At 60.7% G+C, this 12,114-nt stretch carries 9 protein-coding genes and 1 pseudogene; 1 reads left to right on the top strand and 9 read right to left on the bottom strand.

The annotated features are described in order from the left end of the window. Window positions 1–69: 69 nt before the first annotated feature. From lysS to AACY11_RS09095, 9 genes and pseudogenes are all read right to left on the bottom strand, one after another. Complete coding sequence (gene lysS, locus AACY11_RS09055) at window positions 70–1,572, bottom strand: lysine--tRNA ligase (protein WP_339430513.1); 1,503 nt, start codon at window positions 1,570–1,572, stop codon at window positions 70–72. A gap of 71 nt (window positions 1,573–1,643) precedes the next feature. Next, a protein-coding gene (gene prfB, locus AACY11_RS09060) for a peptide chain release factor 2 (protein WP_339430512.1) occupies window positions 1,644–2,739 on the bottom strand; the annotation gives its coding sequence in 2 pieces (ribosomal slippage) (window positions 1,644–2,666 and window positions 2,668–2,739; 1,095 coding nt in all). A gap of 156 nt (window positions 2,740–2,895) precedes the next feature. Then, window positions 2,896–3,946, bottom strand: a pseudogene (locus AACY11_RS09065) (diguanylate cyclase domain-containing protein). A gap of 48 nt (window positions 3,947–3,994) precedes the next feature. Further along, window positions 3,995–5,005 carry a chemotaxis response regulator protein-glutamate methylesterase gene (locus tag AACY11_RS09070; RefSeq protein ID WP_339430510.1) on the bottom strand — a complete coding sequence of 337 codons (1,011 nt, stop codon included), beginning with the start codon at window positions 5,003–5,005 and terminating at the stop codon, window positions 3,995–3,997. Beyond that, the gene (locus AACY11_RS09075) at window positions 5,002–7,290 is read right to left on the bottom strand and encodes a hybrid sensor histidine kinase/response regulator (RefSeq protein WP_339494472.1); all 2,289 of its coding nucleotides are present in this window, start codon (window positions 7,288–7,290) and stop codon (window positions 5,002–5,004) included. The genes AACY11_RS09070 and AACY11_RS09075 overlap by 4 nt, the downstream gene beginning before the upstream one ends. Further along, window positions 7,287–7,970: a chemotaxis protein CheW gene (locus AACY11_RS09080; RefSeq protein WP_339430508.1), complete on the bottom strand. Its 684-nt coding sequence runs from the start codon at window positions 7,968–7,970 to the stop codon at window positions 7,287–7,289. The genes AACY11_RS09075 and AACY11_RS09080 overlap by 4 nt, the downstream gene beginning before the upstream one ends. Continuing rightward, window positions 7,967–9,241, bottom strand: a complete 1,275-nt coding sequence (locus tag AACY11_RS09085; protein WP_339494473.1) for a CheR family methyltransferase — start codon at window positions 9,239–9,241, stop codon at window positions 7,967–7,969. Before AACY11_RS09085 ends, AACY11_RS09080 begins: the two co-directional genes overlap by 4 nt. Beyond that, complete coding sequence (locus AACY11_RS09090; protein WP_221733981.1) at window positions 9,238–9,774, bottom strand: chemotaxis protein CheW; 537 nt, start codon at window positions 9,772–9,774, stop codon at window positions 9,238–9,240. The genes AACY11_RS09085 and AACY11_RS09090 overlap by 4 nt, the downstream gene beginning before the upstream one ends. Further along, entirely contained in the window at window positions 9,774–11,396 is a 1,623-nt protein-coding gene (locus tag AACY11_RS09095) for a methyl-accepting chemotaxis protein (RefSeq protein ID WP_339494475.1), read from the bottom strand. The genes AACY11_RS09090 and AACY11_RS09095 overlap by 1 nt, the downstream gene beginning before the upstream one ends. Window positions 11,397–11,918: 522 nt before the next feature. Between AACY11_RS09095 and tssD the strand changes: the two genes are divergently transcribed. Beyond that, a partial coding sequence (gene tssD, locus AACY11_RS09100; protein WP_339494476.1) for a type VI secretion system tube protein TssD occupies window positions 11,919–12,114 on the top strand: 196 nt, incomplete at its 3' end.

Raw genomic sequence — 12,114 nt, forward strand, 5'->3', positions numbered from 1 at the left:
AATTGATACATTTGTACCAGACGGGCAATAAAAAGCCGCCTGTTTTAGGCGGCTTTTTAACTGAAACGTTTACGCTTGCGGTCGCATGTGCGGGAACAGGATCACATCGCGAATCGACGGCGAGTTGGTCAGCAACATCACCAGACGATCGATGCCGATCCCTTCACCGGCCGTTGGCGGCATGCCGTACTCGAGCGCACGCACGAAGTCGGCGTCGTAATGCATGGCTTCGTCGTCGCCGGCGTCCTTGTCGGCCACCTGCGCCATGAAGCGCTCGGCCTGGTCTTCGGCGTCGTTCAACTCGGAGTAGGCGTTGGCGATTTCACGGCCGCCGATGAACAGCTCGAAACGGTCGGTGACGTTCGGGTTGTCGTCGTTGCGACGGGCCAGCGGCGACACTTCGAACGGATACTGAGTGATGAAGTGCGGCTGCTCGAGTTTGTGCTCGACCAGTTCTTCGAAAATCATCACCTGCAGCTTGCCCAGACCTTCGAAGCCCAGCACCTTGGCGCCGGCCTTCTTGGCAATGGCGCGCGCCTTGTCGATGTCGTTCAGGTCATCGGCGCTCAGCTCAGGGTTGTACTTGAGGATCGAGTCGAATACCGACAGACGCACGAACGGTTCGCCGAAGTGGAACACCTTTTCACCGTACGGCACGTCAGTGCTGCCCAGCACCAGTTGCGCCAGTTCGCGGAACAGTTCTTCGGTAAGGTCCATGTTGTCTTCGTAGTCGGCGTACGCCTGGTAGAACTCCAACATGGTGAATTCCGGGTTGTGACGCGTCGAAACGCCTTCGTTACGGAAGTTGCGGTTGATCTCGAAGACCTTTTCAAAACCGCCAACCACCAGACGCTTGAGGTACAGCTCCGGGGCGATACGCAGGAACATTTCCATGTCCAGCGCGTTGTGGTGGGTTTCGAACGGCTTGGCCGCAGCGCCGCCAGGAATGGTCTGCAGCATCGGCGTTTCGACTTCCAGGAAGTCGCGCTTCATCAGGAAGCTGCGGATGTGCGCGATCACTTGCGAACGTACGCGGAAGGTCTGGCGCACGTCTTCGTTGACGATCAGGTCAACGTAACGCTGACGGTAGCGTTGTTCGGTGTCGGTCAGGCCGTGGTGCTTGTCCGGCAACGGGCGCAGCGACTTGGTCAGCAGGCGCACGTCGGTCATTTCAACGTACAGGTCACCCTTGCCGGAACGGGCCAGGGTGCCAACAGCGGCAATGATGTCGCCCATGTCCCAGGTTTTCACCGCGGCCAGGGTTTCTTCGGACAGCGTCTTGCGGTTGACGTAGACCTGAATGCGACCGGTCATGTCCTGGATCACCATGAACGAGCCACGGTTGAGCATGATACGACCGGCAACCTTGACCGGGATTGCAGCCTCTGCCAGCTCTTCCTTGGTCTTGTCCGCGTATTGCTTCTGCAGTTCTTCGCAGTAGTTTTCGCGGCGGAAGTCGTTGGGGAAGGCATTGCCCTTGGCGCGCTCGGCAGCAAGCTTTTCCTTGCGCAGGGCGATCAGGGAGTTTTCTTCCTGTTGCAGGGCTTGCGGATCGAGTTGTTGGTCGCTCATGTCTTTAAATTTTCCATCACAGGTTCGTTGCCCCCGCCATTGACGGGGGACTTAAGGTCGGGCTGACGGCTTTACAGCCCCGATTTCAGGCTGGCTTCCAGGTAGTCGTCGATGTCGCCATCGAGCACCTTGTCGCAGTCGCTGCGTTCGATGTTGGTCCGCAGGTCCTTGATGCGCGAAGCATCGAGAACGTAGGAGCGGATCTGGTGACCCCAGCCGATATCGGACTTGGTGTCCTCCAGCGCCTGGGACGCTGCGTTGCGTTTCTGCATTTCCTGCTCGTACAACTTGGCCCGCAGCATTTTCATGGCGGTGTCCTTGTTGGCGTGCTGGGAACGTTCGTTCTGGCAACTGACCACGGTGTTGGTCGGTACGTGAGTAATACGTACGGCCGAGTCGGTGGTGTTTACGTGCTGACCACCGGCACCGGAGGAACGATAGGTGTCGATCCGCAGGTCTGCCGGGTTGATTTCGATTTCCACCTTGTCGTCGATCTCTGGCGAGACGAAAACCGCCGAGAACGAAGTGTGGCGACGGTTGCCGGAGTCGAACGGGCTCTTGCGCACCAGACGGTGTACGCCGATTTCGGTACGCAGCCAGCCAAAGGCGTATTCGCCCTTGATGTGCACGGTCGCGCCTTTGATCCCGGCGACTTCACCGGCCGACAGTTCCATGATGGTCGCGTCGAAACCGCGTTTGTCAGCCCAGCGCAGGTACATGCGCAGCAGAATGTTGGCCCAGTCCTGGGCTTCGGTGCCGCCGGAACCGGCCTGGATGTCCAGGTAGGCGTTGTTCGGGTCCATCTCGTGGCTGAACATGCGGCGAAATTCGAGCTTGGCGAGGTTGTCCTCGAGACGGGCCAGCTCGGCGACAACATCGCCCACTGCGCCTTCGTCGTTTTCTTCGACAGCCATGTCCAGCAGGTCGCGGCAATCGGCCAGACCGCCGTTCAGTTCGTCGAGGGTATCGACGATCTGCGCCAGCGCAGCGCGCTCGCGGCCCAGCTCCTGGGCGTATTCAGGTTTGTTCCAGACACTCGGATCTTCAAGCTCGCGATTGACCTCGGTCAGACGCTCATGCTTTTGATCGTAGTCAAAGATACCCCCGAATAGTTTCGGAGCGCTCGGACAGGTCCTTGATGGTGTTCAGGATCGGGTTGATTTCCATGACGGGCAGCACTCGTTGGCGAACTTTTGAAAGCCGGCGAGTATAACGTAATCACGCTGTCACGGCAGCCCGTCTGGCGGCTGTTGGGGCGACGTATTGCAAATGCAGGAGCGGGCTTGCTCGCGAATGCGGTGGGTCAGCCAACCCTACTGCTGGCTATGCCGTCGCCTTCGCGAGCAAGCCCGCTCCCACAGGGGACAGTGGACTACTCAATGCCGACCTGATTGCGCCCATTGTTCTTGGCCAGATACAAACCGCGATCCGCCGCCGAAATCAGCAACCGGCAATCGCTACCCGACTCAGGCACCATCGTCGCCAAACCGATACTGATGGTCAGGCTCGCGCCTTCGCTCGGTGCAATATGTGGAATTTTCAGCGCGGCCACGGTCTGGCGCAGCTTCTCCGCCATCAGTCGCGCGCCGCCCGGCGAGGTGTTCGGCAGCACCAAGGCAAATTCCTCCCCCCCGTAACGCGCCGGCAGGTCCGACGGCCGGGCGCTGGCGTCGCGGATCGCCGTGGCAACCTTGCGCAGCGCCTCATCGCCTTCGACATGACCAAACGTGTCGTTATAGGACTTGAAGTAATCGACGTCGATCATCAGCAACGACAGTTGGCTCTGATCACGCAGGGAACGTCGCCATTCCAGTTCCAGATACTCATCGAAGTGTCGACGGTTGGACAGCCCGGTCAGGCCATCGGAGTTCATCAGGCGTTGCAGCACCAGGTTGGTGTCGAGCAACTGCTGCTGGCTGACCCGCAGCGCACGGTACGCCGCGTCCCGTTGCAGCAAGGTCATGTAGGAACGCGAGTGATAACGGATGCGCGCGACCAATTCGATGGTGTCCGGCAGTTTCACCAGATAGTCGTTGGCGCCGGCCGAAAACGCCGCGCTTTTGATCAGCGGGTCTTCCTTGGTCGACAGAACGATGATCGGAATGTCCTTGGTCGCCGGGTGATTACGGTATTCGCGCACCAGGCTCAGACCATCGAGGCCTGGCATGACCAGGTCCTGCAGGATCACCGTTGGTTTGATCCGCACCGCTTGTGCGATGGCTTGATGCGGGTCAGAGCAGAAGTGGAAGTCGATGTTTTCTTCATTCGACAGCCCACGACGCACGGCCTCGCCGATCATCGCCTGATCGTCCACCAACAACACCATGGCGGCGTTTTCGTCGGTTTTGATGTCATCGATCTGTAAGTCATTCATGGGCGGTCACCTGAGTACGGCGGGGGCCAGGATTGCGGAAAGATCTGTTCATTTAGGGAAAATCTCCAGCAATCGTGGCGCTATCTTTTCCAGTGAGCGGATTTCAACGGCTGCATCAATGGCCGCAGCGGCCTTGGGCATGCCATAGACCGCACTGCTTTGCTGATCCTGCGCGATGGTCAAGTAACCTTGTTGGCGCATGAGCTTAAGCCCTTGAGCCCCATCACGTCCCATCCCGGTCAATAAAACCCCGACTGCATCACCATTCCAGTAACTGGCGACGCTCTCGAAAAACACGTCGATCGAGGGTCGGTAAATCTCGTTGACCGGCTCGGCGGTGTAGGCCAGCGTGCCGTTCTTCAGTAATCGAATATGGTGATTGGTGCCGGCCAGCAGCACCACGCCGGCTTGCGGTGGCTCGCCTTCGCGGGCCAGGCGCACATCCAGACCACTGGCGCTGGCCAGCCACTCGGCCATGCCGGCGGCGAACACCTGGTCAACGTGCTGCACCAGCACGATGGCCGCCGAAAAATCACGCGGCAAGCCCTTGAGCAGCACTTCCAGCGCCGCCGGCCCGCCCGCCGACGAACCGATTGCTACCAGTCGCTGGCACGACGCCGTGCTGCGCTGGGGAGTCGGCACGGGGCGCGAGCGAGGGGTTTTCTCACCGATCAGCCAGCCGATATTGAGGATCTTGCGCAGCAATGGCGCCGCCGCTTCCTGTGCATTGCCGGCGCCAAGGGCCGGGGTGTCGACCACGTCCAGCGCGCCGTGGCCCATGGCTTCGAAGACCCGGTGTACGTTCTGTTGCCGGTCAACCGTGACGATGACAATGGCGCACGGGCTCTCGGCCATGATCCGTCGGGTGGCTTCGACGCCGTCCATCACCGGCATGATCAGATCCATCAGAATCAGATCCGGGGTATTTTCGGCGCACAGGCGCACCGCCTCGGCGCCGTTGTACGCGACCCAGACCACCTGATGCGCCGGCTCGAAGGCCAGCGCCCGGCGCAGGGCCTCCACCGCCAGCGGCATATCATTGACGATAGCAATCTTCATGCCCGCGCTCCTCCGATGAGCTCGACCACTGCGTCGAGCAGGGCGTCGTCATGAAAACTGGCTTTGGCTAAATAATAGTCGGCGCCGGCGTCCAGTCCACGGCGCCGGTCTTCTTCGCGATCCTTGTACGACACGACCATCACCGGCAGCGATTGCAGCCGGTTATCGCGGCGCAACAGCGTGACCAGTTCGATGCCGTCCATGCGCGGCATGTCGATGTCGGTGATCAGCAAATCGAAGTCCTCCGAACGCAACGCGTTCCAACCGTCCATGCCGTCCACCGCCACAGCGACGTCGTAGCCACGGTTGAGCAGCAGTTTGCGCTGTAGCTCGCGCACCGTCAGCGAGTCGTCGACCACCAGCACTCGTTTGCGCGCTGCCTCCACGGCTTGATTGCCGTGGCGGGCGATGCGCTCAAGGCGCCCGGTATTGAGCAGTTTGTCCACCGAACGCAGCATGTCTTCGACGTCGACAATCAGCACCACTGAGCCGTCATCGAGCAAGGCGCCGGCGGAAATGTCCTGCACTTTGCCCAGACGCTCGTCCAGTGGCAAGACCACCAACGTGCGCTCGCCAATGAAGCGCTCGACCGCCACTCCATAGATCGCATCGCGCTCGCGGATCACCACGACTTTCAGGGCCTCACCGCTGCTCTGACTGGCCGGGCGCTGCAACAACTGGCTGGCAGCCACCAGCCCGACATGCCGGCCCTCGTGCCAGAAATGCTGGCGACCTTCGACCTGCACGATGTCTTCGGGGGCCAGATCGCACATGCGCTCGATGTGGGCCAGCGGAAAGGCGTAGGCCTCTTCGCCGACTTCCACCACCAGACTGCGCACCACTGACAAGGTCAACGGCACTTCAAGATGGAAGCGACTGCCCTCGCCCGCCGTCTGTTCCAGCACCACCGCGCCACGCAACTGACGGACCATGTGCTGAACGGCATCAAGGCCGACGCCACGGCCAGACACTTCAGTGACCGTATCGCGCAGGCTGAAACCAGGCAGGAACAGGAAGGTCAGCAACTCCTCTTCGCTCAACTGCGCCGCTGTTTCGGCGGGGGACAACTGGCGCTCGACAATGCTACGCCGAACCTTTTCCAGATCGACGCCGTTACCGTCATCGCTCAATTCCAGCACCAGCAATCCCGCTTGATGCGAGGCGCGCAGGCGGATCAGGCCTTCGGCGGGTTTGCCCTGGAGCAAACGTTGCTCCGGCGTTTCGATGCCGTGATCGACCGCGTTGCGCAGCAAATGGGTGAGCGGGGCTTCGAGCTTCTCCAGCACATCGCGATCAACCTGGGTTTTCTCGCCTTCGATCTCCAGTCGCACCTGCTTGCCGAGAGTGCGGCCCAGATCACGCACCATGCGCACCTGACCGCTGAGCACGTCAGCGAAGGGCCGCATGCGGCAGGCCAATGCGGTGTCGTAGAGCACTTGCGCGCGCTGGCTGGCCTGCCAGGCGAATTCATCGAGTTCGGCATTTTTCTCGATCAGCATTTGCTGGGATTCGGCGAGCAAACGCCGCGCATCTTCCAACGCTTCCAGAGCTTCAAGGCTCAGCGCATGTTCCTTGAGGTGGACGTTGAGGTTTTCCAATGCGCGCAGACCGTTGTTCTGCATGCGCTTGAGGCGCTGCATGGTCGCCAGATGCGGCTTGAGTCGCTGGGTTTCCACCAGCGATTTACTTGACAGATCGAGCAGGCTGTTCAGACGTTCGGCGGTGACGCGCAACACGCGTTCGCCACCTTCGGTGGTGCGTTTGCTCTTGTTCGGTGGCGGCTCTGGCGACTCAACAGAAGCTTCTATAGCAGGCACCGGCGTCGGCTGAACCGCTGGCGACGCTTCAAGCTGCAACTCGGCCATCAGCGGCGCAGCGACCGATGCTGGCGGGGCTGACGGATCGAGCAGGCGCGCCATCAGCGCGACGTAAGCTTCAATGTCTGCCGGTTGCGGCGCGCTGGCCGGCACGGCGACGCGCATCAGCAAATCGGTGCCCTGCAACAACGCGTCGATGTGCTCCGGGCGCAGCAACAACCGCCCTTCCTGCGCACTGACCAGACAATCCTCCATCACATGCGCAACGCTGACGCCGCTGTCGATACCGACGATCCGCGCCGCACCTTTGAGCGAGTGCGCCGCGCGCATGCACGATTCCAGTTGATCGGCCTGGGTCGGGTTGCGCTCCAGTGCCAAAAGCCCCGCGCTCAGGACTTGGGTCTGGGCCTCAGCTTCAAGGCTGAACAGCTCCAGCAATGAGGCGTCGCGCATTTGCTCGGGGGTCATGTGAGGCTCCGGGTCACGGCGGACAGCAGCTGTTCTTCATCCAGCCAACGCAGGCTGCGCCCCCGAAATGGCAGAACACCCCGGGTGTACTTGGCACTGGCCTGAGCGCCGGATCGCGATGCGGCATCGAGAATGCGCTCGTCAATCGCATGGATGCCATCAACTTCATCCACCGGCACCACCACCGGTCCACCATGGGCAGCGATGATCAGCATGCGCGGCATGACTCGCCCGCCATTGGCCGGTGCAACATTGCCATCCAGATCCAGCAGCTCAACCATCGACAGACACGCCACCAGCGCGCCGCGCACATTGGCCACGCCAAGCAAGGCCCGCGAGCGTTGATGTGGCAGCGAGTGAATCGCCTGCATCGGCGCCACCTCTACGAGGCTGCGCGTCGCCAGCCCCAGCCATTCTTCGCCAATACGAAACATCAGCAGAGAACGGGTTTTCAAATCGGTTTCGACTGCTGTAGCCACCGGGTCACGCTCGTCCTGCTGCAACGCATAGCGGTCGAGCAGGCGCGTGGCGGCGGCGGAATACACCGAGCAATTGCGGCAATGGATGTGTTCTTCCAGCAGCGCACAGGACTTGTCGCCGTGAATGCCGATGCGGTTCCAGCAATCGTCGATGGCCCGGGCATCTTCATGTGTGACGTTCAAGGTGTCGGACGGGATCATCGTTTGCGCTCACTGTCGGCGGTGCGTGCGCTGCGGGCGGCGCGCTCCTGTAATCGTCTGGCACCGGCGCTGTCACCTTGGGCTTGCAGCAACGCGGCCAGGTGCATCAACGCTTCGGGATGTTGCGGTTCGAGGTACAACGCCTTGCGGTAAAAACCCTGGGCTTCAAGGGCACTGCCTGCGACATCGCTGAGCAGGCCGAGCCAGTAGAAGGCTTGCGCCACCGGTTCGTGGCTACGCAAATACTGCTCGCACGCGGCACGGGCCTCGGCGCTTTTGCCTTCGTTGGCCAGGGCGGCAATGTGGGCGAGCAACGTCGCAGCATCCGGGTTGGCGCTTTTGCAGGTAGTCGGCAGTGCCGTCACGGCGGTAAACGGCCGGTTGCGTGCGGGCGGTGTGGGGGGTGTGCTGCGTAGCGGCTGACTGACGGGCAACGGAATGGGCTTGGGGATCGGCAACGGTTCCGGGGCCGGCTCACTGTGGCGGCTGAACGCAAACGACTGGGGAATACCGATCGAACGCATGCCTAACCGTCCAAGCAGACTGCCCTCCGCCGGGCCGATAAAGAGCACGCCATCGACATGAGTCAGGCGCTTGAGCACTTCGAAGACTTGCTTCTGGGTCGGCTGATCGAAGTAGATCAGCAGGTTGCGGCAGAACACGAAATCGAAGACAGGCTCACTGGCCAACAGTGCCGGATCGAGCACATTGCCGACCTGCAAACGCACTTGCTCGCGCACGTTTTCGTTGACCCGATGGCCGTCCTGCACAGGCGTGAAATGCCGCTCGCGGAAGTCCAGATCCTGGCCACGAAACGAGTTCTTGCCATACAACGCGCGCCGCGCCTTTTCCACCGAGATCGGGCTGACGTCCATGCCATCGACCTTGAACTGATGCGGCCTGAGCCCGGCGTCGAGCAAGGCCATGGCAATCGAATAAGGCTCTTCGCCGGTGGAACACGGCAGACTGAGGATGCGCAGCGCGCGCATGTTGTTCAGTTCGCCAAGACGATTGCGCGCCAGTTTGCCGAGGGTGGCGAACGACTCCGGATAACGGAAAAACCAGGTTTCGGGGACGATGACCGCTTCGATCAGCGCCTGCTGTTCATCGCGCGAACCTTGCAGCAGTTGCCAATAGGCGTCGGCGTTCACCGCTTGTGAAAGCGTGGTGCGCTGGCGTACGGCTCGCTCGATGATCGCCGGCCCCACGGAGGTGACATCAAGGCCGATGCGTTCTTTGAGGAAGTCGAAAAAGCGCTGGTCGCTGCTCATGACTGCGCCTCAAGCTGCATCGGGTCCAGCGGCGGATTGGGGAACAGCAAGGCGCGCACGCCATCATCGAGCAAGTCACTGACCCGCACCCATTGCACCAGCCCCTGCGCATCTTCGCGCACCGGGCCGAGGTACGGCGCCTCGCGATTGTCGAGGCCGTAGGGTTGAAAATCCTCTGGATAACAGCGCAGCGTGTCTGTCGCCTGCTCGAGAATCAGCCCAAGCCATTGCGCCGGCTGCGACGCGTCCCGGCGATAGTGAACCAACACCAACCGCGTACTGGTGCGTGCCTCGGCGGGTTGACCAAAAGTCAGCGCGCTGAGATCAATCACTGGCACCACCGCGCCGCGATACGCGAACACCCCGGCGACCCACTGTGGCGCCCGGGCAATCGGTTTCAACGGCAAGCGCGGCAGCACTTCCGCCACTTCGGTGGCACGCAAGGCGTAGCGCTCATTGCCAATGCGAAACAGCAGGAATAACGCCTGCTTCGCCACGGGTGCGGCACTGCGTTTGGCGCTGATTTCGCTCATCAGACTTTGAATCGCGAAACGCCGCTGCGCAGCCCGACGGCCACCTGGCTCAGTTCATCGATGGCGAAACTGGCCTGACGCAGCGATTCGACGGTCTGGCTGCTGGCATCGCCCAACTGCACCAGCGCGTGATTGATCTGCTCGGCGCCCGTGGCCTGGGCCTGCATGCCTTCGTTGACCATCAACACCCGCGGCGCCAGCGCCTGCACTTGATGGATGATCTGCGACAGTTGCTCACCGACCTGCTGCACTTCGAACATGCCACGACGCACTTCTTCGGAGAACTTGTCCATGCCCATCACACCCGCCGACACCGCCGACTGGATCTCGCGCACCATTTGTTCAATGTCGTAAGTGGCGACCGCCGTCTGATCCGCCAGACGCCGCACCTCAGTGGCAACCACGGCAAAACCACGGCCGTATTCACCGGCCTTCTCGGCTTCGATCGCCGCGTTCAGCGACAGCAGGTTGGTCTGGTCGGCGACCTTGACGATGGTCACCACCACCTGATTGATGTTGCCGGCCTTCTCGTTGAGGATCGCCAGTTTGGCGTTGACCAGATCGGCTGCGCCCATCACCGAATGCATGGTGTCTTCCATGCGCGCCAAGCCCTGCTGGCCGGAGCCGGCGAGCACCGAGGCCTGATCGGCGGCGGTGGACACTTCGGTCATGGTGCGTACCAGATCGCGGGACGTCGCCGCAATTTCCCGCGAGGTCGCGCCAATTTCGGTGGTGGTGGCGGCGGTTTCGGTGGCGGTGGCTTGCTGTTGCTTGGAAGTGGCGGCGATTTCGGTCACCGAAGTGGTCACCTGCACCGATGAACGCTGCGCTTGCGACACCAGCGAGGTCAGCTCAGCCATCATGTCGTTGAAGCCGGTTTCCACCGCGCCGAACTCGTCTTTGCGGGCAAGGTCCAGGCGGCTGCTCAAGTCGCCGGTACGCATGATTTCGAGGATTTCCACGATGCGGTTCATCGGTGCCATGATCGCCCGCATCAGCAGCAGGCCGCAGGCGCCAGCCGCGAGAATGGCCACCAGCAACGAGATGAACATGCTGATCTTGGCCGCTTCCACTGCGCTGTCAATGTTGTCCATGGCCTGATCGGCCACCGACTTGTTCTCGCGAATGATGTCGTTGAGTTTCATGCGACCAGCCATCCACGCTGGCGTCAGTTGTTCGTTGAACAACTTCGTCGCGTCATCATCGAGATTGCGCTGGTGCAGATCGAGCACCTGAGCCTGAATCTTGTTGTAGTTCAGGATGTCCTGCTTGAACAAGCTGAACTCGGCTTTGTCCTGCTCGGTAGTGATGGTGTTTTGATAGTTGCCCACCTGCTCTTCGAGCCGTGCTTCGAAGGCCTTGAAGTCTGCGGCGTCCTCGGAACTGATTCCCAAGCCTTTTTTAAGGCCCAGCAATTCCTGGGTTTGCAGGTAACTGTCTACCCAGGCACTGCGAATCATCGAACTGAAATACACACCCGGCACTGCGTCATCACGCACGCTCTGCTCGCCAACCTCAATCTTCAAAAGCCGTGAATACGAGACGACGACCATCAGCAACATGATGGCGATAATCACCGCAAAGCTCGCCAAAATGCGTTGGCGCAACGTCCAGTTCTTCACAGTGAGTCCTCGTGCCTAAGTCGAAATGCGGGGAGTATAGCCGAGGGCGCTGTTTCATTTATAAGACGCTTTTTCACCCTCACGCCTTGCGCAACGGCTTATCGCAAGGCTTTGGCGTGCGACTGTCTGACAATCCCAAGGCGACGCACCAGTGGCGTAATGGCAAAAATGAATGATGGATTGGCCATTTTTTAGCAACCCCCACCAATAGTGGCCACACGCCATTGTGCGCAACTTCTTGCGCACTCAAATGTGGATAACCGTGTGGACACATCCCTACAGCCCACGTAATCCGTTCTGTACAGACGAGTGCGCAAGAAGTTGCGCAGTACTGCGCAAGAAGTTGCGCACTTCAGACCTCAAATCCGCACGAAAAACAGTCAAAAACCCGATCAGGTGCAGCCTCACCCCCGGCTCCCGGGCACTTCGCAAAACCTGGCACGCTACTTGATATGTCTTCGGCACCCACCGGGCGATTTCGCCTCCCGGGCACCTTAAATTTATCCGCAAGGAGCACCTCCCATGGCAACACCAGCGTACATGTCGGTTACCGGCGAAAAACAAGGCCTGATCACTGCCGGCGCCTTCACTGCCGACTCCGTTGGCAACACCTACCAGGAAGGCCACGAAGACCAGGTCATGGTTCAGGCGTTCAGCCACGACGTGATCATCCCGCGTGACCCACAATCCGGTCAGCCAACCGGTCAGCGCGTTCACA

The sequence above is a fragment of the Pseudomonas sp. RA_105y_Pfl2_P56 genome, from assembly GCF_963970845.1.
GTDB lineage: Bacteria > Pseudomonadota > Gammaproteobacteria > Pseudomonadales > Pseudomonadaceae > Aquipseudomonas > Aquipseudomonas baetica_A.

Excerpts from the sequence above, each read along its gene's own strand:
- lysS (WP_339430513.1), bottom strand. The coding sequence starts at position 1,572 with ATGAGCGACCAACAACTCGATCCGCAAGCCCTGCAACAGGAAGAAAAC.
- AACY11_RS09070 (WP_339430510.1), bottom strand. The coding sequence starts at position 5,005 with ATGAAGATTGCTATCGTCAATGATATGCCGCTGGCGGTGGAGGCCCTG.
- AACY11_RS09075 (WP_339494472.1), bottom strand. The coding sequence starts at position 7,290 with ATGACCCCCGAGCAAATGCGCGACGCCTCATTGCTGGAGCTGTTCAGC.
- AACY11_RS09080 (WP_339430508.1), bottom strand. The coding sequence starts at position 7,970 with ATGATCCCGTCCGACACCTTGAACGTCACACATGAAGATGCCCGGGCC.
- AACY11_RS09085 (WP_339494473.1), bottom strand. The coding sequence starts at position 9,241 with ATGAGCAGCGACCAGCGCTTTTTCGACTTCCTCAAAGAACGCATCGGC.
- AACY11_RS09090 (WP_221733981.1), bottom strand. The coding sequence starts at position 9,774 with ATGAGCGAAATCAGCGCCAAACGCAGTGCCGCACCCGTGGCGAAGCAG.